This window comes from Streptomyces sp. NPDC051243 (assembly GCF_044455405.1).
Taxonomy (GTDB): Bacteria; Actinomycetota; Actinomycetes; order Streptomycetales; family Streptomycetaceae; genus Streptomyces.
In genome coordinates this window covers 365009-388060 of sequence record NZ_JBITES010000011.1, presented here as the reverse complement: position 1 = coordinate 388060, position 23052 = coordinate 365009, and the positions used below count along the sequence as shown (strand labels likewise).

Annotated in this window: 20 protein-coding genes; 9 read left to right on the top strand and 11 right to left on the bottom strand. The window is 71.4% G+C overall.

Annotated elements, in window-relative coordinates; all coding sequences use genetic code 11:
• Positions 1-161: 161 nt before the first annotated feature.
• Complete coding sequence (locus tag ACIBAG_RS28950) at positions 162-1637, top strand: glutamate--cysteine ligase (protein WP_399108896.1); 1476 nt, start codon at positions 162-164, stop codon at positions 1635-1637.
• A 27-nt stretch (positions 1638-1664) separates the two neighbouring features.
• Here the strand turns inward: ACIBAG_RS28950 and ACIBAG_RS28945 are convergent, their stop codons facing one another.
• The 3 genes from ACIBAG_RS28945 to ACIBAG_RS28935 all read right to left on the bottom strand — a co-directional run bounded on the left by ACIBAG_RS28945 (position 1665) and on the right by ACIBAG_RS28935 (position 4432).
• Complete coding sequence (locus ACIBAG_RS28945) at positions 1665-2789, bottom strand: Gfo/Idh/MocA family protein (RefSeq protein ID WP_399108894.1); 1125 nt, start codon at positions 2787-2789, stop codon at positions 1665-1667.
• Positions 2759-3469, bottom strand: a complete 711-nt coding sequence (locus ACIBAG_RS28940) for a ThuA domain-containing protein (protein WP_399108892.1) — start codon at positions 3467-3469, stop codon at positions 2759-2761. The genes ACIBAG_RS28945 and ACIBAG_RS28940 overlap by 31 nt, the downstream gene beginning before the upstream one ends.
• 90 nt (positions 3470-3559) lie before the next feature.
• Positions 3560-4432, bottom strand: a complete 873-nt coding sequence (locus tag ACIBAG_RS28935; RefSeq protein ID WP_399108890.1) for a class I SAM-dependent methyltransferase — start codon at positions 4430-4432, stop codon at positions 3560-3562.
• A gap of 84 nt (positions 4433-4516) precedes the next feature.
• Between ACIBAG_RS28935 and ACIBAG_RS28930 the strand changes: the two genes are divergently transcribed.
• Complete coding sequence (locus tag ACIBAG_RS28930; protein ID WP_399108889.1) at positions 4517-4948, top strand: helix-turn-helix domain-containing protein; 432 nt, start codon at positions 4517-4519, stop codon at positions 4946-4948.
• 4 nt (positions 4949-4952) lie between these two features.
• On the opposite strand, the gene ACIBAG_RS28925 is transcribed toward ACIBAG_RS28930, so the two are convergent.
• The 4 genes from ACIBAG_RS28925 to ACIBAG_RS28910 are packed head-to-tail and all read right to left on the bottom strand — an operon-like array spanning position 4953 to position 7769.
• Positions 4953-5549 carry an NACHT domain-containing protein gene (locus ACIBAG_RS28925; RefSeq protein ID WP_399108887.1) on the bottom strand — a complete coding sequence of 199 codons (597 nt, stop codon included), beginning with the start codon at positions 5547-5549 and terminating at the stop codon, positions 4953-4955.
• Between the two features lie 37 nt (positions 5550-5586).
• A complete protein-coding gene (locus tag ACIBAG_RS28920) occupies positions 5587-5742 on the bottom strand; it encodes a hypothetical protein (RefSeq protein ID WP_399108885.1) in 156 nt (51 codons plus the stop codon).
• A 54-nt stretch (positions 5743-5796) separates the two neighbouring features.
• Positions 5797-6399 carry a DNA-binding response regulator gene (locus tag ACIBAG_RS28915; RefSeq protein ID WP_399108884.1) on the bottom strand — a complete coding sequence of 201 codons (603 nt, stop codon included), beginning with the start codon at positions 6397-6399 and terminating at the stop codon, positions 5797-5799.
• Positions 6396-7769, bottom strand: coding sequence for a histidine kinase (locus tag ACIBAG_RS28910; RefSeq protein ID WP_399108882.1), 1374 nt, complete (start codon positions 7767-7769; stop codon positions 6396-6398). The genes ACIBAG_RS28915 and ACIBAG_RS28910 overlap by 4 nt, the downstream gene beginning before the upstream one ends.
• 158 nt (positions 7770-7927) lie before the next feature.
• Here ACIBAG_RS28910 and ACIBAG_RS28905 point away from each other — a divergent pair, with 158 nt between their 5' ends.
• From ACIBAG_RS28905 to lpdA, 4 genes are all read left to right on the top strand, one after another.
• Positions 7928-8518, top strand: a complete 591-nt coding sequence (locus ACIBAG_RS28905; protein ID WP_399108880.1) for a hypothetical protein — start codon at positions 7928-7930, stop codon at positions 8516-8518.
• A gap of 118 nt (positions 8519-8636) precedes the next feature.
• Positions 8637-11888 carry an amidohydrolase family protein gene (locus ACIBAG_RS28900; protein ID WP_399108878.1) on the top strand — a complete coding sequence of 1084 codons (3252 nt, stop codon included), beginning with the start codon at positions 8637-8639 and terminating at the stop codon, positions 11886-11888.
• A 173-nt stretch (positions 11889-12061) separates the two neighbouring features.
• A complete protein-coding gene (locus tag ACIBAG_RS28895; RefSeq protein WP_399108877.1) occupies positions 12062-12919 on the top strand; it encodes a hypothetical protein in 858 nt (285 codons plus the stop codon).
• A gap of 172 nt (positions 12920-13091) precedes the next feature.
• Positions 13092-14504 (top strand): dihydrolipoyl dehydrogenase, encoded by a 1413-nt coding sequence (gene lpdA, locus ACIBAG_RS28890; protein ID WP_399108875.1) that lies wholly within the window; start codon positions 13092-13094, stop codon positions 14502-14504.
• A 10-nt stretch (positions 14505-14514) separates the two neighbouring features.
• On the opposite strand, the gene ACIBAG_RS28885 is transcribed toward lpdA, so the two are convergent.
• The 3 genes from ACIBAG_RS28885 to ACIBAG_RS28875 form a co-directional block, all read right to left on the bottom strand.
• Complete coding sequence (locus ACIBAG_RS28885) at positions 14515-15216, bottom strand: lysostaphin resistance A-like protein (RefSeq protein ID WP_399108873.1); 702 nt, start codon at positions 15214-15216, stop codon at positions 14515-14517.
• An 81-nt stretch (positions 15217-15297) separates the two neighbouring features.
• Positions 15298-17226 (bottom strand): glycoside hydrolase family 5 protein, encoded by a 1929-nt coding sequence (locus ACIBAG_RS28880; protein WP_399108871.1) that lies wholly within the window; start codon positions 17224-17226, stop codon positions 15298-15300.
• 69 nt (positions 17227-17295) lie between these two features.
• The gene (locus ACIBAG_RS28875) at positions 17296-17697 is read right to left on the bottom strand and encodes an Lrp/AsnC family transcriptional regulator (RefSeq protein ID WP_399108870.1); all 402 of its coding nucleotides are present in this window, start codon (positions 17695-17697) and stop codon (positions 17296-17298) included.
• A 190-nt stretch (positions 17698-17887) separates the two neighbouring features.
• Between ACIBAG_RS28875 and ACIBAG_RS28870 the strand changes: the two genes are divergently transcribed.
• Positions 17888-19951, top strand: coding sequence for a discoidin domain-containing protein (locus ACIBAG_RS28870; RefSeq protein ID WP_399108868.1), 2064 nt, complete (start codon positions 17888-17890; stop codon positions 19949-19951).
• Between the two features lie 19 nt (positions 19952-19970).
• Positions 19971-20567 (top strand): TetR/AcrR family transcriptional regulator, encoded by a 597-nt coding sequence (locus tag ACIBAG_RS28865; RefSeq protein WP_399108867.1) that lies wholly within the window; start codon positions 19971-19973, stop codon positions 20565-20567.
• A 9-nt stretch (positions 20568-20576) separates the two neighbouring features.
• Here the strand turns inward: ACIBAG_RS28865 and ACIBAG_RS28860 are convergent, their stop codons facing one another.
• Positions 20577-21698, bottom strand: a complete 1122-nt coding sequence (locus ACIBAG_RS28860; RefSeq protein WP_399108865.1) for an acyltransferase family protein — start codon at positions 21696-21698, stop codon at positions 20577-20579.
• A gap of 225 nt (positions 21699-21923) precedes the next feature.
• Between ACIBAG_RS28860 and ACIBAG_RS28855 the strand changes: the two genes are divergently transcribed.
• Positions 21924-22970, top strand: a complete 1047-nt coding sequence (locus ACIBAG_RS28855) for a hypothetical protein (RefSeq protein WP_399108863.1) — start codon at positions 21924-21926, stop codon at positions 22968-22970.
• Positions 22971-23052: the final 82 nt, after the last annotated feature.

Here is a 23052-nt window from a genome sequence, read left to right as displayed (position 1 = left end):
CCGCGCAGCCCGGACGAACACGCCGGGTGACCCCGCATGCCGACGCACCGCCCCGCCCACCCGGCGGCGCGGGACGGCTGCCGCGCCCTGACTGTCCTCGCCGCGCGCGAGGTGCCACCCTGGGACGAGAGGCATCCGCCGAGGGAACTCGGGAGGGCCCGATGGGACGTGATGTGCCGGCCCTGGTGTTCACGCGGGAGGACCGCCGCAGGTACCGGGAGAAGATGCACACCTGCCTCGACGTGCTGGCGCAGATGCTGCGCGAGTCGACCTTCGAGAGCGAGCGCCCCAGGGTCGGGCTGGAGATCGAGCTCAACCTGGTGGACGCCGACGGGCTCCCCGCGATGCGCAACACCGACGTGCTCCAGGCCATCGCCGACCCCGCCTGGTCCAGCGAGCTGGGCCGCTTCAACCTGGAGATCAACATCCCGCCCCGGGAGCTGACCACCGGCGGCCCCGGCGCCTGGGAGCAAGAGATCCGCGACGCGCTCAACCACGCCGAGGAACGTGCCTCGGCCGTGGGCGCGCACCTCATCATGGTCGGCATCCTGCCGACCCTGGGGGAGACGCACGTCGACGAGACCGCCCTTTCCGGCGATCCGCGCTACAAGCTGCTCAACGAGCAGATCTTCGCGGCGCGCGGCGAGGACCTGCGGATCACGGTGGACGGCGTGGAGCGCCTGTCGACGTACGCCGACACCATCACTCCCGAGGCCGCCTGCACCAGCACCCAGTTCCATCTCCAGGTCTCGCCGAAGGATTTCGCGGACTACTGGAACGCCGCCCAGGCCATCGCGGGCGTACAGATCGCCCTGGCGGCGAACTCGCCCTACCTCTTCGGCCGGGAGCTGTGGCGCGAGACCCGTATCCCCCTGTTCGAGCAGGCCACCGACACCCGCCCGCAGGAGATCAAGGCCCAGGGCGTACGGCCCCGGGTGTGGTTCGGAGAGCGGTGGATCACCAGCGTCTTCGACCTGTTCGAGGAGAACGTGCGCTACTACCCGGCGCTGCTGCCGCTGTGCGACGACGAGGACCCGCAGCAGGCACTCGACAGCGGCCGCGCGCCGCAGCTGGGCGAGCTGACGCTGCACAACGGCACGATCTACCGCTGGAACCGCCCCGTCTACGCCGTCACCGCGAGCGGCCCGCACCTGCGCATCGAGAACCGGGTCCTGCCCGCCGGTCCCACCGTGGCCGACATCATCGCCAACGGCGCCCTCTACTACGGCCTCACCCGCGCCCTGGTCGACGAGGACCGGCCGATCTGGACGCGGATGTCGTTCTCGGTGGCCGAGGAGAACCTCCACACCGCCGCCCGCGACGGCATCGATGCCAGGCTCTACTGGCCCGGCATGGGCGAAGTGCCGGTCACGGAACTGGTGTTGCGCCGCCTGCTGCCCCTGGCTCACCGGGGCCTGGAGCTGGCCGGCCTGGACGCGGCGTGGCGCGAACCCCTGCTGGGCATCGTCGAACAGCGCTGTGTCACCGCCCGCAACGGCGCCCTGTGGCAGGCGGAGACGGTCCACCACCTGGAGAAGGGCGGCGCCGACCGGCACGCGGCGCTGCGCCAGATGACCAGGACGTACATGGACTACATGCATCTCAACGCGCCCGCGCACACCTGGCCCGTGGACTGACACGCAAGCGCGTCACGCGAAAGCCCATCACGCGGCGGACGGGCGGCCGACGCTTCCCCGCCACTCCTCGGCGGGCGTCAGCGGAACGGGGGCGGGCGGTTCGGCCGACGTCGTCAGCTCGATGCGGCGTCCCTCGGCCGATGAGCGCAGCAGGGCACTCATCGTCTCCAGCACGTGCAGGGCGAGGTCACCGTTCGCGCGGGGCGCCCGCTGTCCGGCCGCGGCGACGAAGTCGAGCAGACCGACGCCCCGCGCGGCGCCGGCGTAGCCCGCGGACGGCGGCAACGCACGCCACTCGGTGCCGCCGAGTTCGAAGAGCCGTACCTCACCGTCGAAGTGGTTCGGATCCGGCACCGCCAGGGTGCCCGCGTCGCCGTGCACCTCGATCGGCGCGGCCGTGGTGGCCACGCCGTCGAAGCTCGTCGTGAGCGTCGTCAGCGCCCCGCTGACATGCTCCAGCACGCCGGACACATGACTGTCCACCTCGACCGGTATCCGCTCGCCCGCCCGCGGGCCGGAACCGATCACGCGCTCGGCGCGCAGCCGGCCGGCCGACCCGATCACCGCACGCACCGGACCCAGCAGATGGACCAGGGACGTGAGGTAGTACGGCCCCATGTCGAGCAACGGGCCGCCCCCGTCGGTGTAGTAGAAGTCGGGGTGGGGATGCCAGCGTTCGTGGCCCGGGGTGACCATCACGGCCGAGGCGAACTGCGGGCGTCCGACGCGGCCCGCCTCCACCGCCGCCCGCGCCGTCTGGATCCCGGTGCCCAGGACGGTGTCCGGCGCGCACCCCACGCCGACACCGGCCTTCGCGGCCGCGTCCATCACGGCCTGGGCGCCGGGGAGGCCGGCCGCCAACGGTTTCTCCCCGTAGACGTTCTTGCCGTGCCCGATCGCCCCGAGGGCGATGTCCGCGTGGGCCGCGGGGACCGTGAGGTTCAGCACCGTGTCCACGTCCGGGCTGCTCAGCAACTCGGCGACGGGCAGCGCCTCGACGCCGGGGAACTCGGCGGCCACCGCGGCCGACCGGGAGGCGTCGAGATCGGCGACCGCGGTGATCCGTACGGCGGGATGGCCGGCCAGCGTGTCCAGGTACGCGCGGGAGATGACCCCGAGCCCTATGACGCCGACGCGGTGCGGGTCGCCCACAGCATGCCCCTCTCGATGACGGTGCGCACGTTCGGGTCCTCCAGCACGTCGAGGCTGTGCCCCGGCGTCGTCACCACGATCCGTCCGGCGCCCCAGCGGCGGGTCCAGATCGCCGGCGAGACGACGGGCCGGTGCCAGGGCTGCCACGGCCGGGCGGGGTGCGTGGTGGTGGCCAGGACGTCGATCAGGTCGTCGTGGAGCACCCAGTACTGCTCGGTGTGCAACTCGAAGTCCTCGAGGCCCGCCGTGACGGGGTGCTCACGGCCGAGTTCCGTGAAGTTGACGACGTACGGAAGGTAGTTGTCCTCCTGGCCGCCCTGCCGCTCACACGGCTCCTTGCCCGGATGGGTCGCGAACTGCCCGCCCACCAGATGGAGATAGTCGGAGGAGGCGCGGAAGGAGTCGGCGATGCCACCGTGCCAGCCGGTGAAGCCGGTGCCCGCCTCGACCGCCGTGGTCAGTCCCGTCAGTTCCCCGGCGGTGATCTGCGACATCGTGACGCACTGCACGACGAGATCGGTGGCTGCCATCTCGGCGGCGTCGCCGTAGACCTCGGTCGACTCCTCGATCCGGACGGTGTATCCGTTGCTCCGCAGGAAGGGCAGGAACAACTCCGTCGCCCTGACCGGCTGATGCCCCTCCCAACCGCCTCGCACCACCAGGGCTCTCTTCAGCGTCATCTCGTTGACTCACCGCTCCAGTGGCCGACCCCGTTGAACCGCTCCCTCACTATGCGCCGGTTCGCTCGGCCCCCGGAAGGGGTGTCGAGATCACGAAAGTTTCGCGTCCGGGCCGTCGGCACCGGCTCGGGCGTCGACCAGCCAACAGGCCCCGGTGAAGCGCACGTCGGGGCCGTGCACAAACGGCTCGAACGCCGCGCGGACCGTCTCGACGACCCGCGCGCGGGTCCGCTCGTCCACCTCCGGAAGAACCTGACCGACGGGACCGAGTCGGGTGAAGTAGCCGACCAGTTCCCGCTCCGGCAGCGTGCAGGGCACGTCCACCGGCCGGATGTCGATCCCGGTCCAACCGCTCGCCGCCAGGATGCGGTGGATCAGGTCCGGGTCCGCGAAGGCGAACTGTCCCGGCCCGTCCGGACGGCGGGCCGGCAGGTTGGGAAGGAGCGGTGCCGCGGCGCGTTCGGCCGTCGTCATGAACGGATTCTCCGCAGGTCCGCGCCAGACGATGAACCGCAGTCCGGCCTCGTCCCTGGCGGCCCGTCGAAGGTTCGCGAAGGCCCGGACGGAGTCGCTGAAGAACATCACGCCGAACCGCGAGATCACGGCGTCGAACGCGGCGCGCTCGAACGGATGATCCGCCGCGTCCGCGCGGATGAAGGAGGCCGGTGCGGACTCCCGCTCGGCGCGCGCCCGTGCGGCGCTGATCATCGGCTCCGAGATGTCGACGCCCACGCAGTGACCGCCTGGCCCGAGCCGTCGTGCGACGGCCACCGTGGTGCCCCCGGTGCCGCAGCCGACGTCGAGTACCTGCCCTCCGCGCCCGGCGGGCACCGCGTCGAGCAGCGGCTCCTCGAACGGCTCGAGGACCCTGTCCAACAGCGCCTGCGCCGCGACCCAACCCTGGGCGGCGGGTCCGTTCCAACGGACGGCCTGCTCGTCGTCCGTCCTGTCCGTCACGTCCATGATCGCCTCCTGGGGCTCCTGGGGCTTGCCTTCACCGGTCCGCAATGACAGCGTGCTACTTCAAGCCGACTTGAGGTCAAGAGGATGACGGACCTGGACATCGCCGAGGTGGCGCGGCACGCCGGGGTGCCCGCCTCGACCCTGCGCTACTACGAGGAACGAGGGCTGATCGCCTCGACCGGCAGAAGGGGCCTGCGCCGTCAGTACGACCCCGGTGTGCTGGAGCGCCTGGCCCTGATCGCCATGGGGCGCACCGCGGGGTTCTCGCTCGACGAGATCGCGCGCATGTTCGCGCCGGACGGCCGGCCGGACCTCGATCGGCAGGCGCTCGCGACCAAGGCGGACGAACTGGACCGGCGGATCCGCGAGCTGACCGTCATGCGCGACTCGCTGCGCCACGCCGCCGCTTGCCCCGCACCGACCCACATGGAGTGCCCCACCTTCCGCCGCCTTCTGAGGTCCGCCGCGTCCGGCACCGTCACCGTGGCGGGGAAGCGGGCACCGGGATCACGGTGAGCCCTCACGCTCTCGTCATCGGCTCCCTGTCCCCGTGCCGCCGACGGGGGACCCACGGCCGGGGCGGGCCCGGCCGCCAAGCTCGGGACTCCTGGGACGGCTCGGGCGCTGCCAGGTGATCTGGCGGATCGATGTGCCGGAACTGGCGGACCGCTCCGGTACGGCGCAGCACGCCGCGATGTTCGTGGGCCGGGGCGCGGGTGTCGCCGTACTCCTTCGGACGGCTGGTCAGAATCAAGCTACGGGCGGGAGGCAACGCCGAGTTGATCGCGTCCAGTGCCCTCGCGCGGAACGGTTTCGGGAGCTCGTCGAAGCCGTCCCGGATCTGCAGGACCAGCCGCTGCTCCAGCAGGGCGGCGGCCACCGCGTGGCCGGTCCTCGGGTCGCCGAGGCCGCTGTAGTCGCGGGTCGGCCGCTCCGCCATCCAGGCCTCCAGCGACTGCAGTTGCGGATTCCACGACGCGAGCGAGAACAGGACCGGGACGGGACCGCCTTGCGTGCGTACGGCCGTCAGGGCGAGCAGCAGGTGGATCAGGAGCATGGTCTTCCCGGTGCCAGGTCCGCCCAGGATCATCAGGCGGCGCGTCGGCACGCGCTCCATGAACACCTCGGTGATCTCCCCGCCCGTTCCGCCGAGTTCATCCGGCCCGGTGGCCCAGCCGGGCCGCGAAGCCCTCCGGTCCTCGGCCGACTCCCGCAGCAGCGGCCACGATGCGCCGTACCGGGCGTCGGCCGCCCGGCAGTTCCTCGCCCTCGCGCCGATCGGCGCGCAAAGTCGCCCAGGACAGATACATGCCGCCCACGGACGGCGAGGCACATCGGCGGATCGGTCCCTCGGACGAGTGACGTCAGATCCAGCCCTGCTCCCAGGCGCGCTGGGCGGCCGCATGCCGGGTCGGGACGCCCAGCTTGGACATGGCGGAGGAGAGGTAGTTGCGAACCGTGCCGGACGCCAGGTGGACCTCCGTGGCGATGTCCGCGATCGAGGCGCCCTTGCGCGCGGCGCGCAGGATCTCCAGTTCGCGGCCGGTGAGCGGGCAGTCGTCCTCGGTCAGCGCGGAGGCGGCGATGTCCGGGTCCACATAGCGTCGGCCGGCGGCGATGTCACGGATGATCTCGGCCAGCCGGGTCGCCGGGGTCGTCTTGGGGACGAAGCCCCGCACACCGGCGGCCAGGGCGCGGCGCAGTACGGCGGGCCGGGCGTGCCGGGTCACCAGGACGACCCGCGTGGGCAGTTCGGCCCGGATTTCCTCGGCGGCGCGCAGCCCGTCGGCGGGCGGCATCTCCAGGTCCAGGACGGCGATGTCGGGGCGGTACTCGCGGGCCAGCCGTACCGCCTCGGTCGAGGTGGCCGCCTCGGCGACGACGGTGAGGTCCTGCTCCAGCCCGAGCAGGGCGGCCAGGGCGCTTCTGAGCAGGTCCTCGTCATCGGCGATCAGCAGGCGGATCATCGGGCGGCTCCGTCCGTGGGCTTGGGTGACACCGGGGAGCTCGGCGGCCGCGTGGCTCTCCTGGACACTCGTGACTTCGGTGATCGTGTCGGCTCCGGTGATTCCGGTGATCGCGTCGGCTCCGGTGATTCCGTTGGTCGCGCAGAATCCGATGATTCCGTCGGCCGCGCAGGGCCCGGCGGCCCCACCGGCAGCGCGGCCGCGACCACGAAGCGGTCGCCGTCCCGGTGCCACGTCAGCTGGCCGCCCGCCGCCTCCAACCGCTCGGCGAGCGAGCGCAGTCCCGTGCCGTCGAGGCCGGCGGGATGCTCCTCGGCGCCGTCGTTGCTCACCCGCAGGCGGGCGGAACCGTCCGCGATCCGGTAGTCGACCTCGGCGTGATCGGCCCGGCTGTGCCGGAGCACGTTGGTGGTGGCCTCCCGCATCACCAGACCGAGCAGGTGCCGTGCCGGGTCCGTGAGGCCGGTGGCCACGGCGGCCGGGTCGAGGTTCGTCCTCGCGTCGATGCCGGCCGCGGCCAGCACCCGCGTCGCGTTGCCGATCTCGTCGTCCAGCGACGTGCGACGGTAGCCCCGCACCACGGCCCGCGTGTCGCTCAGGGCATCCACCGACAGCTGCCGTATCTCCTTCAACTCCGCGGCGGCGCGCGCCGGGTCCACCTCGACCAGCCGTGCCGCCAACTCGCTCTTCATCGCGATGACCTGGAGGTGGTGGCCCTGGATGTCGTGCAGGTCTGCGGCGAACCGCAGCCGCTCCTCCCTGACCGCCAGCTCCGCCTCCAGTCGCCGTGCCTCGTCCAGTCGCCGCGCCGTGTCCCAGGCCCACAGCGGGCCGAGCGTCACCCACGCCGTGAAGGCGACCAGCCCGGCCGGGAACAGTGCGGCGTACGCCAACTCGCCGTCCCCCTCGACCAGGCTGACCACACCCCCGGGCAGCGGCGCGAGGGCAACGGCGCCCACGATCAGCGCGCGCCTGCGGCGCGGCGGGAGATATGTGGCGACGATCGCCACCACGACGGCGGGCGCGACCGGCCAGAGCCCGTAGTCACGCAGGGCCAGGGGGAAGGCCGCCAGCACGACGCCGGCCACGCCGGCGGTGATCAGCAGACCCAGGGGCGGTTCGGAAGGCACGGCGTCCGGCACCGGGAGGAGCGTCAGCCGGCGGCTCAGGAGTACGACGCTCGCCCACATCTCGACCGCCAGCGCCCCGGCGGCCGGGCAGCGGGCCCACAGCGGGACGTCACCGTCGAGGACCCAGGCGCCCACGAAGACGCCCAGGACACACACGACCGTGCCCGGCACGGTCCACCACGTGTAGCGCCGGAAGCTCGTCAGCCCCGCCGCCCGTCGATCGATCGCACCGTCCCCCACCCGGCCATTGTGGCCCAGGCCGCATGACAAATGTCATGTGCGGACGTGACAACTCCACGCGAGGGCATGGGGTTTCGGCACTACTGGCGGGACTGCCGAGGGCGCACGCTGAAGTGGTCCGACAGATACCCCGCCCCGGTACCCGATGGAGGGTTCCCATGTCCACCCCTGCCCCGCACGCGACGACGGACGGACCGCACCCGGCCACGATGCTCAAGCGGCGCTGGCCCACGGCCCTGGCCGTCGCATGCGTCGCCCTCAACGTGCTCGCGTCCGGATCGCAGGACGTGGCCGACGCCGTCGGCGGCTTCGCGCAGACCCTTCCGTTGCTGCCCCTGATCTACCTGGTCGTCCATCAGACCGGAAAGCCACAGGCCACCTGGCCGGTGCTCGGAGCCGGGGTGGTGCTCGTGTTCGCCCTCCCCTTCCAGGACCTGGCCGCCCCGTCGACGGTCCTCGTCGCCCTCGCCGCGGCCGTCCTGGTCGGGGGCGCCGTTCTCGGTACCCCGCACGGGCGGCGCAGCTTCGGCGTCCAGGCCGTCGGCGCGCTCGTCTTCTGCGGGCTCGCGCTGGCCGGGCTGGTGGTGGATCCGGACCTGGGCCGCTATCTGGTGGCGGCCGGCTGGTTCTTCCACGGGGTCTGGGACTTCGTCCACCTGTGGCTCGACAAGGTCGTCTCCCGTACGTTCGCCGAGTGGTGCGGAGTCATCGACGTACTCGTGGCCGTCCAACTGCTCTTTCTGGTCTAGCAGGCGCGAAGAACGGCCGAGAAACGCCGGGGCGGGCCCGTAACGGGGCTCCGCCCCGTACGTTGCCACCAGTGGTCTCTCCTGTCCGGCTCGCCAACTCCGCGCACTGGGAGCATCCTTGGACCCCGCAGCCACCTCAGACGCCCCCCACGTCGGCCCCCTCTCCCGCCGCAGATTCCTCCAGGCCACCGCGACCGCCACCGTCACCGCGACGGCACTCACCCCGGGTGGTACGCCGGTCGCGGCCGCCACCTCCGGTACGACCACCCTCACCATCACCGCCGCCACGGGCGGCTCCGCGACGCTCGCCCCGTCCGGTGACCGGCTGGTCGCCGAGGTGCAGAACGTGCTCTGGTCCATTCCGCGCGAAGGCGGCACCGCCGTCCCGCTGACCTCGCCCGGCCTCGAACCCACCCGCCCGCAGTTCGCGCCCGACGGGAGTCGGCTCGTCGTCTGCGCCTACCGCGGCGGAGGCTTCCACCTCTGGACCCTGCGACCCGACGGCACCGATTCGCGGCAGCTCACCGACGGACCGTGGGACGACGGGGGCCCGGCCTGGTCACCGGACGGCACACGGGTCGCCTTCGCCTCGGAGCGCGGCGGCGACACCGTGACCGGTGCCCCGTACCGCGTCTGGGTCGTGGACGTGCGTACCGGCGCGCTGACCCGGCTCACCGGACGCCCCGGGCAGCAGGGCCCCGGCCAGGACGCCCGCTGGGAGGACTTCGACCCGGCGTGGTCGCCCGACGGGGAGCGCGTGCTGTTCGTGCGCGCCGCCGTCACCGCGACGGGATCCCTGCGCGCGACCACCGTCGCGTCGGTGCCCGCCGACGGCTCGGGCCCGGTCACCACCGAGCACACCGACACCTCCGGCGCCCAGCTCATGACCCCGGCCGTCTCGCCCGCCGGCCGCCTGGCCTACCTGCGCACCACGCCCTCGCCCGCCGCCTCCTGCACCCTCGTCGTGGACGGCAGCCCCGTCGGAGTCGGCGGCGACCTGCTGCCCGCACCGCCCCGCTGGACGGACGGCGAGCGCCTGCTGCTCACGGTCGACGGACACTTCCGCCTGGTCGACCCCGACACGCAGGGCAGCGGCGAGGAGATCCCGTTCACGGCCGCGCTGCCCGTGCACCGCCCCCGCTACCGCGGCAAAACGTACGACTTCGAGGGCGCCGGCACCCGCCCCGTCCGCGCCCTGCACCTGCCCGCCCTGTCACCGGACGGCCGCAGCGTGGCCTTCGCCGCGCTCAACGCGCTGTGGATCGCCGGCACTTCGAGGGGCCGCCCGCCGCGCAAGGTCCTCCAGGTGCCCGCCACCCGCTATGTGCTGGCTCCGACCTGGACGCCCGACGGCAAGGCGCTGGTGTACGCCGACGACCGTGCCGGACTGTTCGCCGTACGGCGCCGTGACCTCGGCTCCGGCGAGGAGACCGTGCTCGCCGAAGGCGGCCGTGTCTTTCCCGCGCTCTCACCCGACGGGACGCGGCTGGCCTGCCTGGACATGTCCGGCAACCTCGTGGTGCGCGACCTGCCCGACGGCGGCGAACAGGTCCTGGCGGCGCCGCTCGGCGCGGGCGGGCTGCCGGGCCGCCCCAGCTGGTCGCCCGACGGCAGGTATGTGGCGCTGTGCGACCGCAACCGCCTCAACCAGCGTTTCCGCGAGGGCTACAACCTCATCCGCGTCGTCGACACGACCACCAAGGCCGCCACCCTGCACGCCCTCGCCCCGCACACCTCGCTCTCCGACCGCTACGACTCCGGCCCCGTCTGGTCCCCGGACGGCCGCTGGATGGCCGTGGTCGCCGAGTCGGCGCTGTGGCTGCTGCCGGTACGGCCCGACGGCACCCCCGACGGCGACCCGCGTCGCCTCACCACCGAACCCGCCGACCACCCCTCCTGGTCCGCCGACGCCCGCACGCTGCTCTACCTCTCCGCGGGCACCCTGCGCCTGATCGACATCGGCAGCGGCCGGAGCCGTACCGTCCGCGTCCCGCTGGACCACCGCAGGGCGCGCCCGGCCGACACGGTCGTGCACGCGGGCCGCTTCTGGGACGGCACAGGTTCGGACGTCCGTGAGGACATCGACGTGGTGATCCGCGACGGCCGGATCGCGGAGGTCGCCCCGCACCGCGCCGGCCGCACCGCCGCGCGTCACGTCGACGCGAGCGACCGCACCGTGATCCCGGGCCTGTGGGACGCGCACACCCACCCCTGGCAGACCACGTACGGCGGCCGCCAGACCGTGCTCCAACTCGCGTACGGCATCACGACCGCCGTCTCGCTGGGCGGCTTCGCCTACGAGCAGGCCCGCATCCGGGAGGCGGTCGCCGCGGGCGCCCTGGCCGGACCCCGGCTGCTGACCACCGGCGAACTGCTCGACGGGGCCCGGGTCGCCTACAGCATGGGCCGCGCCCATCGCACCCGTGAGGGACTGCGCCGTTCGCTGGAGCGTGGGGAGGCACTCGACTGGGACTTCGTGAAGACGTACGTACGCGCCCCGGGCTGGGTGATGAAGGAGGCCGCGGAGTTCGGGCACGACCGGCTCGGGGTGCGCAGCGGCGGCCATCTGTGCACCCCGGGTGTGCAACTGGGCCAGGACCTGACAACCCATCTGCAGGCGACCCAGCGGCTGGAGTTCGGGCACGCGACCTCCGCCACGGGGCGCTCCTACCAGGACGTCGAGGAGATCTACACCCACGCCGGCTTCCACCTCGTCGCCACCCCGTTCACCGCGTTCTCCCTGCTCGGCGCCGACCCCGCGCTCGCGGACGACCCGCGTGTCACCGCGCTCATGCCGCCCTGGGACACCGCGCTGGTGCGCGAGCAGGCCGGACAGCCGCCCACCGACGCCCAACTGGCCACCCTGGGACGGGAGATGGACGTCTACCGGCGGATCCTCGCCGGCGGCGGCCTGGTCGCCCTCGGCACGGACCAGCCGATCGTCCCGGTCGGTCTGCACCTGCACCTGGCCCTGCGCGCCCTGCACCGCTCCGGTCTGTCACCGGCCGAGGCCCTGCGCACGGCCACGCTGCTGCCCGCGCGCGTCTTCGGCGCCGACGCCGACCTGGGGACGGCGCAGGAGGGCAAGCTCGCCGATCTCACGGTCGTGGACGGCGACCCCTTCACCGACTTCGGCACGCTGATCCGTACGGCGGCGGTCCTGCGCGGCGGCGTCCTATTCGAACAGTCCGACCTGGTCGATTCCTTCGACGCCGCCGTCGCATTCGACACCGGCACCGACACCGGCACCGACACCGACACCGGCACCGACATCGGCACCGACATCGGCACCGGTACTGAGCGGCGGGCGGAGCACGAGTGGCTGGAGGTGAGCCGCCGTATGCGCCGCGAGGGATGCTGTGACCTGTGAGCCGGTCATGGTCCACACACACTTCCTGGGACATCTGCGCAGGAGCATCACATCGAATGCACACAGCCTGTCCAAAGCCTCGTTAGCGTTGCTGGCCGTTCGACCCTTTATACGAATGTGACCAGGCCGTGGCCCGACGGGCCGATGGCGCAGGCAACCCAGAAAGACCGCAGATGGACTACTGCTCCTCGTGCCGTCGGCATCTCAACGGGGCCCTCGTGTGCCCCGGGTGCGGCGCCTACGCCCCGGACATCGCTCCCTCCGCGGTCGCGGATCCCGGCGTTCCGGTGATGGCCGGCGCGGCCGCCACCGGAACGGCGGTGTGGGAGACGCCCGCCGACGACACCTGGTACGACGGCTACTTCCGGGACGAGGCGGCGCCTTCGGCCGACACGGAGGAGGTCGCGCCCGTCGAGCAGCCCGCCGACGTGGAGGGCGTGCCCGCCACCCCGCAGGGCCGGGCGGCGCGGCGGCGCCAGCGGGCCCGCTGGAAGAAGAACCAGCGCCGGGCCGTGGTCGCGACCGCGGTCGCGCTGGTGGGCGGCGGTCTGACGGTCTCGGCGATGAACCGGGGCTCCGTCGACAAGGCCCAGGCGGCCACGGCGCCGGAGAACCCGAACGCGGCGACCGTGGAGCAGCAGGGGTCGGAATTCACCCGTCCGGTGTCCACTCCGCCGGACACCCGTGAGGCCCAGCGCACCGTCACGCCCGGTTCGAAGGCGACCCCGACCACCGCCGCGCGCGAACCTCTCACCACACCGCGCACCACCCGCCAGTTCACCCGACCGGACGTCGCCGCCACCCCGACCCCCACGGCGCCCGCGGTCCCGCAGACGCAGGCCGCCTCCCCGGCGACCGGAGGAGCGAACTCCGGCGACAGCGGTGGCACGGCGGCGGAGGAGCAGCAGACGCCGACCCCCTCGGCGACCGACAGCTCCGATTCCGGAAACTCCACCTCGCCGACGAGCCCCGCACCGCAGGAGACCTCGCCGGAGCAGCTCTGCGTGCTCAACCTGGTGTGCCTCGGCTGACCCCCGGGGCCGATCCGGCCGTCGCAGAGCACACCACCTGAGATCGTCATCACTCTCCCGCACCACCACACGGCCTGGTGGATGCGGTCATGCTGGAAGAAGCCGGACGCGTCCCCCGGGCGCGGACGGCACCAGCAGAGCAGGACGTCGCCCTCAGGAAGGAAGACTCTCCATGGTCGAGCAGGACGAGCGCTTCGATGTCGTGGTCCTTGGCGCGGGCCCCGGCGGCTATGTCGCCGCCATCCGCGCCGCCCAGCTGGGCAAGCGTGTCGCCGTCGTGGAGGAGAAGTACTGGGGCGGCGTCTGCCTGAACGTGGGCTGCATCCCCAGCAAGGCGCTGCTGCGCAACGCCGAACTGGCGCACATCTTCACGCGGGAGGCGAAGACCTTCGGCATCAAGGTGGACGGGCAGGTCTCCTTCGACTACGGCGAGGCGTTCCGCCGCAGCCGCAAGGTCGCGGACGGCCGGGTCAAGGGCGTCCACTACCTGATGAAGAAGAACAAGATCACCGAGTTCGACGGCCGCGGCACCTTCGTCGACCCGCACACCCTCCAGGTGGCGGACTACGACGGCAACACCCGCACCATCGGCTTCGACCACTGCATCATCGCCACCGGCGCCACGCCGAAGCTGCTGCCCGGCACCCGGCGCAGCGCGCGCGTCGTGACGTTCGAGGAGCAGATCCTGGCCGAGGAACTGCCGCGCTCGATCGTCATCGCGGGCGCCGGCGCGATCGGCGTCGAGTTCGCCTACGTGCTCCACAACTACGGCGTGAAGGTCACCATCGTCGAGTTCCTGGACCGGATGACCCCGCTGGAGGACGCCGAGGTCTCCGCCGAACTCGCCAAGCAGTACCGCCGGTTGGGCATCGACGTGCTGACCTCCACCCGCGTCGACGCCATCGACGAGTCCGGACCGCAGGTCCGCGTCACCGTCACCGCCAAGGACGGCTCGCAGCAGGTGCTGGAGGCCGACAAGGTGCTCCAGGCGATCGGTTTCCAGCCCAATGTCGAGGGCTACGGCCTGGACAGGACCGGCGTGGCCGTCACCGAGCGCGGCGCGATCGACGTCGACGGGCGCTGCCGCACCTCCGTCCCGCACATCTTCGCCATCGGCGACGTGACGGCGAAGCTGATGCTGGCGCACGCCGCCGAGGCGATGGGCATCGTCGCCGCCGAGACCATCGCGGACGCCGAGACGATGGAGCTCGACTATGTGATGATCCCGCGGGCCACCTACTGCCAGCCGCAGATCGCCAGCTTCGGCTGGACCGAGGCGCAGGCCCGCGAGCAGGGCTTCGACGTACAGGTGGCGAAGTTCCCCTTCACCGCCAACGGCAAGTCGCACGGCCTCGGCGACGCCACCGGCTTCGTGAAGCTGATCAGCGACGGCAAGTACGGCGAACTCCTCGGCGGCCACCTCATCGGCCCCGACGTCACCGAGCTGCTGCCCGAGCTGACCCTGGCCCAGCAGTGGGACCTGACCGTCCATGAGGTCGCCCGCAATGTCCACGCCCACCCGACCCTCGGCGAGGCGGTCAAGGAAGCGGTGCACGGCCTCGCCGGCCACATGATCAACTTCTGAGCCCGGAACCTCAGCCGTCGAGCCACCACCGGGCCGCCGCCCAGGCAATGACGTAACCGAAGCTGTTGACCGCCCAGTGCAGGGCCATCGGCGCCGGCAGGCTGCCGGAGCGGCGGCGCAGCTCGCACAGGACGACCCCGGCGGCGGCCGTGGCGGCGATCGCCAGGGCGACGGTCGGTGCCACGCCTGCCGGGCCCTCCCCGAAGACCGAGCCGACGGCGGCGTTGGACCGGTTGAGGCCGCGGGACGGCAGCACGTGCCACAGCCCGAACAGCAGTGACGACACGGCGGTGGCCCAAGCCGTTCCGCGGCGGCGCCGGATCATGGCCCACAGCACACCGCGGAACGCGGTCTCCTCCAGCAGCACGGTCCCGAACGGCACCCGCACCAGCGTGACCCACAGCACCTGCCCCACGGACAGGCCCGCCGCCCTGGCGTCCCGGAACGCCTCGCGGCCGGCGGGAACCGCGAGGAGGAGCAGCATCACAAGGAGGACGACTCCCGCCAGGACGGGCGCCCACCGCAGTCCTCGGCGCAGCCCCGCCGCGTCGAGCCCCAGGTCGGCCCGGGTGAGGCCGTCCCAGCGCGCGAGGAGCAGCAGCACCGCCGTCGCGGCCACGCACACGACCACGTACAGGCCGGGGCTCCGCGCGAGCCAGTTGTTCACCAGGTTCGCGGCGGCGAGTACGGCGACAGCACAGACGATCGGCATCCGGGTTCCAGGATCCCCCGATCCGGCCCCATCGGCGGCCCTCGCCGGTCCGTCCGCGTGTGTGTCCGCCCGGTCTCGGCGTCAGCCCAGCTTGCGGCAGTACAGCGCGTCAGGGGTCCGGGAGGAGCCCACCCGGCCGGTGTACGCGACGCCGGCCGCGTACTCGTCGTCCGCGCACTGCCCCTTGTAGCGGCCGTGCGCGAAGTCGCCGCCCTTGGGAGCCGCCCCCCGGTTGTCGCCCCGGTCGAACCAGACCGTACGGCCGCTCGTGCCGAGCCTCCCGGCGGGTGCAGTGGCGCACAGCACGGCGGAGACGGCGGAGCCGCGGACGCTGTACCCGATGAGGAACCGGCCGTCGGGGCACTGGAGTTTGGTGTAGCCCGACGCCCAGTCGCGCCCCGGAGCGACATACCGCTCGTCCACGACGACCTCGTGCCCGCCGGCCGGGTCCCACAGGGCGCCCGCGGTCACGTCCGAGCACAGGCCCCGGTTGCCGGTGTGGCTCAGGCCCAGCAGTCGCTGTCCGTCGGGGCAGACGGCCTTGCGGGCGCCGGAGTCCCAGTCGGGCAGGGCCCGCATCCGCCGTGACTGGACGAAGTCGCCGTGGTCGGGGCCGAGCATGGACCAGTCGGCGACCGGTGCCACCGGCCCGCCGCGGCCGCCGGCCCCGATGAGCCGCCTCCAGGCGGCCGCCCGCCAGTCGTCACCGTCGTAGAGGCCCATACGGTTGCCGTCGGCGTCCCAGTGCAGCAGCGCCCAGCCGTTGCCCTTGCGTTCCTCGTGCCAGCCGACGAGCGGCCAGTACGCGAAGTCGGAGTCCGTGCGGATCAGCTGGTCCACGAAGTTCTCGAACCAGGCGCGCTGCTTCGCGCCCGTCTCGTCCCGGCCGCCGACGCCGAACTCGCTGATCCAGACCGGTGCGGTGAAGTGCTGGTCCGCCTCGCCGCTCACGAAGAAGGCCTGGCGGTTCAGCACGGCGATCAGCTCGGTCGGGCTCAGGTCCCGGTAGCGGGGATCACTGGTCTCGCCCGTACCGGTGGCGCCGCTGTGGTTCGGGCCGGTGTAGTCGTAGAAGTGGGCGGAATACACGAGCTTGCCCGAGTCCACGAGCGTGTGGGACAGGCCGCGGGCGGGCTCCAGGGTGGGGCGTTCGTGGGCGAAGCCGTCGACCGGGATGCCGGTCCAGTTGATGCCCTCGACGATGATCAGCAGATCACGGTTGGCCTCGGTCAGGATGCGGTCGCCGACGCGCTGCGAGGCCGCGAACCAGTCGTGGTCGTCGCCGAGGCCCCAGTTGGGGTCGTCCCAGACGTCGCGGCGGACCTCGTTGTAGAGGTCGGCGCCCACGACCCGCTTGTTGTCCTGGTAACGGCGGGCCATGAACAGCCAGTCGTTCTCCCAGGCCTCGGTGGACCGGCTCGCGTTCCAGCGCTCGTTGCCGTCGACTCCGCAGCACCAACGGGTCGTGTTCGTGTGGTTGTTGAGGATCACCGCGAGGCCGGCGGCGGTGAGCTCGCCCACCACGGCGTCGTACACCTGCAACGGGGTCCTGCCACGCAGGGAGGGATTGGCGGCGACGGCGTCGTCCGTGACCGGACGGCTGTCGTGGATCATCTCGTTGGAGAAGGGCAGCCGGACACTGTTGATGCCGATCTCCCGGAACCCGGAGATGATCTCGGCCATGGGGGCGCGGTCCAGGCCGAGCGGTATCCGCCCGGAGTTCTCGCCGGCGTGGTGGTTGGCGTCGTCCTCCGGATCGCCGGAGCCGTTCCAGGTGCCGCTGGCCCCGTGCCAGTTGCCGGAGCGCAGCTTGAAGCGGTCGCCGTCGGCGTCGACGATCCAGCGGCCGCGGGTGCTGAGGGGTGCCGTCCAGTCGGCCGCGGCGGTCGGGCCGACGTCCGCGGACACGGGCCGCTGCCCGGCCGCGGCCTCGGGAAGGGAGGTCAGGGGGATCAGGAGGAGTACGGCGGCGAGGGTGGTCCTCACCAAGGATCCGCGCACGGGCACCACCCATCCTGGCGACGCTTTGTCATGGCGCCGTCATCATGGTGCACGGTGGGGCATTGGTCCAGTCAAACCTCACACGACGGCCTTGATGGTCTTCATCGTCAGGTAGGACTCGACGCGGAGGACGCAGGGGATCCCGGTGAGTTTCCCGGTGAGGAAGGCCTCGTAGGCGGCGTGGTCGGCTACGGCGACTCGGATGAAGTAGTCGGGGCGGCCGAACGTGCGACGGAACTCGGTGACTTCTTCGTAGGACGCCACCGTGTCCTCGAAGTCCAGGAACGTCTTGCGGTCGGTGGCGCTCACCTCGACGTCGATGAGGACTTCCAGCCCACGGCCGACGGCCTCCGGATCGATGACGGCCCGGTATCCGGAGATGACCCCGGCGTCCTCTACCGCACCGAGGCCCTGATGGCACTGGCCGAGCAGCACGGCCTGCGGGCCCGGTTCATGACGGACTGGGAGGCGCTGCCGCACAGCCGGTCGAAAATCCGGGTCACCCACGCGGTATGAACCGATGCCCCGTCAGTAGGTCAGTCGGTACCGGCCAGTAGGTCATCTGTCCCGGACCCTTGACTCGGCATGCGGGAATGGCCATCCTCGTCGCACATATTGCGAGGTCATGACAAGTCGACCCCGCCATCCCGCCGACCGAGGGACGTGGGCTGTGACCAGTGCCGGACGCCCGTACCGCAGACGCAAAAACGTCACTGTTGTGTCGCTCCTCCTGCTCGTGCTGTCCATCGCACTCGGCCCCACGCCGAGTTCGGCGGCCGGAACCGACTGGTGGAACCCGACCGCACGGCCCGCGCCGGACTCCCAGGTCAATGTCACGGGCGAGCCCTTCACCGGCACCAACGCCAAGGGCGAGGTACGCGGCTTCGTCGACGCGCACGACCACATCTTCTCCAACGAGGCCTTCGGCGGCCGTCTGATCTGCGGAAAGCCGTTCTCCGAGCAGGGCGTCGCCGACGCCCTCAAGGACTGCCCCGAGCACTACCCCGACGGCTCGCTCGCCATCTTCGACTTCATCACCAACGGCGGCGACGGCAGGCACGACCCGGTCGGCTGGCCCACCTTCAAGGACTGGCCCGCCCACGATTCGCTGACCCACCAGCAGAACTACTACGCCTGGATCGAGCGGGCCTGGCGCGGCGGCCAGCGCGTGCTGGTCAACGACCTCGTCACCAACGGCGTGATCTGCTCCGTGTACTTCTTCAAGGACCGCAGCTGTGACGAGATGACCTCCATCCGGCTGCAGGCCAAGCTGACCTACGACATGCAGGCCTACATCGACAAGATGTACGGCGGCACGGGCAAGGGCTGGTTCCGGATCGTCACCGACAGCGCCCAGGCCCGCGAGGTCATCGAGCAGGGCAAGCTGGCGGTCGTCCTCGGCGTCGAGACCTCCGAGCCCTTCGGCTGCAAGCAGATCCTCGACATCGCGCAGTGCAGCAAGGAGGACATCGACAAGGGCCTGGACGAGCTGTACGCGCTGGGCGTGCGCAGCATGTTCCTGTGCCACAAGTTCGACAACGCCCTGTGCGGGGTCCGCTTCGACTCGGGCACGCTCGGCACGGCCATCAACGTCGGCCAGTTCCTGTCGACGGGCACCTTCTGGAAGACCGAGACGTGCAAGGGCCCGCAGCACGACAACCCCATCGGCAACGCCACGGCGGCCGAAGCCGAGAAGGAGCTCCCGGCGGGCGTGGAGGTCCCCTCGTACAGCGCGGACGCGCAGTGCAACGTCCGAGGCCTCACCGAACTCGGCGAATACGCCGTGCGCGGCATGATGAAACGCAAGATGATGCTCGAGATCGACCACATGAGCGTCAAGGCCACCGGCCGGGTCCTCGACATCTTCGAGGCCGAGTCGTACCCCGGCGTGCTCTCCTCGCACAGCTGGATGGACCTGGACTGGACCGAACGGGTCTACGGCCTCGGCGGCTTCATCGCCCAGTACATGCACGGCTCCGAGGGCTTCGTCTCCGAGGCCGAGCGCACCGAGGCCCTGCGCGACAAGTACGGCGTGGGCTACGGCTACGGCACCGACATGAACGGCGTCGGCGGCTGGCCGGCCCCGCGTGGCGCGGACGCCCCGAACAAGGTGACGTACCCCTTCAAGAGCGTGGACGGCGGCTCGGTCATCGAGCGCCAGACCACCGGCGAGCGCACCTGGGACCTGAACACCGACGGCGCCGCCCACTACGGCCTCGTCCCGGACTGGATCGAGGACATCCGCCGCGTCGGCGGCCAGGACGTCGTCGACGACCTCTTCCGGGGCGCGGAGTCCTACCTCGACACCTGGGGGGCCTCCGAGAACCACCAGGCCGGCGTCAATCTGGCACGTGGCGCGACCGCGTCGGCCAGTTCCTCCGAGTGGAGCCTGTTCACGAGCTACCAGCCGAACCGGGCCGTCGACGGCGACGGCGGCACCCGCTGGGCGAGCGACTGGAGCGACGACCAGTGGTACCAGGTCGACCTGGGCTCCACCCACCTGGTCAAGCGGGTCACTCTCGACTGGGAGCGCGCGTACGGCAAGTCGTACCGCATCGACCTCTCCACCGACGGCGTGACCTGGCGGACCGCCTGGTCCACGACAGCAGGTGACGGCGGCCTGGACACGGCCCGGTTCACCGGCACACCCGCCAGATATGTACGAGTCAAGGGGCTGGAGCGCGGCACCGCCTGGGGCTACTCCCTCTACGAGGTCGGCGTCCACAGCAGCTGACACCCACGAGAGGGGCTCCATGGCACGGTTGCCGTCCGCCGAGCGGCGCCGACAGCTCACCGAAGCGGCGATCAGGGCGATGGCCCGGGACGGCGTACCCAACACCACGACCCGGTCCATCGCCGCCGAGGCGGGCGTCTCGCTGAGCGTCTTCCACTACTGCTTCGACTCCAAGCAGGAGCTGATCGAGTCCGTCATCACGACCATCACCGGGCACTACGCGACGCTGGTCAAGGAGGCGCTACGGCCCCGGGCGACCCTGGAGGAGACCGTCCGGGCCGGGTTCCAGGCGTACTGGGACCACGTCCGCGCCCACCCGGACGAGCACATGCTCACCTACGAGCTGACCCAGTACGCCCTGCGCCGGCCCGGCTTCGAGCATCTGGCCCGGCGCCAGTACGAGCTGTACGCCGAGACGTACGCCGAGCTCATCGACCAGCTGCGGCAGACCATGGGCCTGCGACTGCATGTCCCCGCCCCGGTCCTGGCCCGCTACCTGGCCGCCATGACCGACGGACTGACCCTCAACTTTCTCGTGCTCGGCGACGAGGCCGCCTGGAACGACATCCTCGACACCGTCACCGCGCACATGGCCGGTCTGGTGAGCGAGACCTGACCGGGGACGTCACCCCTGCGCGGCGGCCCGGTCCCGGTCCCGGGCCGGTTGCGCGGGCTCCCTCCGGAAGCACCACCGCAGGTCCGGCTCCACCACGAAACGCAAGGAGCGCCGGACCGGCGGTGCGCACAGCAGCGTCACGACCCCGGCGGCCACGAGGGTGACGACGACCGCGCCGAGCGGCCGGTGGATCCAGGCGGGGTCGTACCAGCCCCAGAACTTGGCGCCCTGCGCGACGAAGCCGTGCAGCAGATAGCCGTACAGCGTGCCCGCCCCCAGCACCGTGCACCACATCCGCCGGCCGGGCACCCAGGCCAGGAAGCACGCCACCAGCAGCAGCGAGCAGACGAACAGCACCGGAGTCATCACCACCCCGTACCACCCCGGCGCCCCCAGCTCCTCGGCACTGTCGCGGTGGTAGAACCAGCCGCCCGTCATCCGCGGCACCGCCCAGTACGCCACCACCGACGCGCACCCGAACACGGGCACGGCCGCGATCCGCACCGCTCGGCGCCGTACCAGCCGGAAGTACTCCGGCCTCAGCGACAGCCCCAGCACGAAGTACGGCAGGAACTGCAGAGTGCGCTGCAGGTCGAGGTCGTCGCCGATGGACGGCGAGAGGGTGGCCAGCATCGCCACGCCGAGCGCGAGCGGCACCGCCAGCCGCACCCGCCGCCACAGCGGGGTGGTCAGCCGCCACACGAACAGCGCCGCCAGGAACCATGTCAGGTACAGCGGGTCCAGCAGGCTGATCGGGCGGTCCGGCTCCCGGTCGGTCCACCTCGTGAACAGGGTGTACGCCGTCTCGAAGACGACGTAAGGGACGACCAGGCCGGTCACCAGGCGCTTCAGGTGTTTCGGGCGGCCGTCGAAGCCGCGGGAGAAGTACCCGGACATGATGATGAAGGCCGGCATGTGGAAGGCGTACACGAGCATGTACAGCGCGCTGACGCTCCGGCTGCCGTCCTGCAGCGGCTCCCACGCATGCCCCACCGCCACCAGCACGATCGCCGCGTACTTGGCGTTGTCGAAGAACGGATCCCGCTGGTCGGCGGGCCCGGGTGGCGCGGCCGCGGCGCGACCGGGGGCTGTGGCCGGGTCGGTGACGGCGGTGGTGACGGGCTTCGGCATCCCACGCGCCTCACCACTTCCGGGGCAGCCAAACCTCCGACGGAGCTACCCGCCGGTCACCCGCCGAGGTGCCGGGGCCATAGGGCCGTAGGGGTGTCGCCGTAACCCATGTGATCGCTCCAAATGGTGCGACCCGGGGGAATGGCTGACGGTGGATCACGTCAAGGCCTGGCTCAAGCGGTGATGAAGCGTCAACCGCCCAGGCCGTGACGAAAGGATTCACCTATGCGCTCTGCCCGCATGCTGCTCGCCACCGCGACGGCCACCGCCGCCCTCGCGATCGCGCCCGCCGCCTACGCCATCACCGCGAGTGACTGGGACAAGGAGGACTCGTCCTCCTACAGCGAGGACCACGGCAAGGACTCCGGCAAGGAAGAGGAGAAGGGGAAGGACTACGGCAAGGACGACTACAGCAAGGACGACTACAGCAAGGACGAGTACGACAAGGACTACAGCAAGGGCCACGACAAGGAAAGCAAGCACGACGAGCCCAAGGGCGGGGTCCACACGGGTGGCGGAGCGCTGGCGGCGGCCCCGACGGACGAGCACGACAAGGACGACTACAGCAAGGACGAGCACGGCAAGGACGAGCACGGCAAGGACGACTACAGCAAGGACGAGCACGGGAAGGACGACTACAGCAAGGACGACTACAGCAAGGACGACTACGACAAGGAGTACGACAAGGGCAGCAAGCACGAGAAGCCCAAGGGCGGGGTCCACACGGGTGGCGGAGCGCTGGCGGCGGCCTTGACCGACAAGGACGACTACAGCAAGGACGAGCACGGCAAGGACGAGCACGGCAAGGACGACTACAGCAAGGACGAGCACGGCAAGGACGACTACAGCAAGGACGAGCACGGCAAGGACGACTACAGCAAGGACGACTACAGCAAGGACGACTACAGCAAGGACGACTACGACAAGGACTACGACAAGGGCAGCAAGCACGAGAAGCCCAAGGGCGGGGTCCACACGGGTGGCGGAGCCCTGGCGGCGGCCCTCAACAACGAGGACGACTGGGGCGGCGACAAGGACTCCAAGTTCGACCCGGACAGCTACAAGGACGGGCACGAGAAGGACTCCTGGGGCGGCGACCACGACAAGGAGTCGTGGGGCGGCGACCACGACAAGCCGCACGGCGGAATGCACACGGGTGGCGGCGGCCTCGCCGACCCGGGCGTCACCGCCGGTGGGCTCGCCATGCTGGCGGTAGCCGGCACCGGCGTGTACGCGCTGCGCCGCAAGAAGGCCTCCGGAACCGCGGCCTGACCATGCCCGATGACATAACCGCCGTGGCCGCCGCGCGTGCGTCGCGCGCCGCGGCGGCCCCGCTTACCTCCACCCCTGTCGT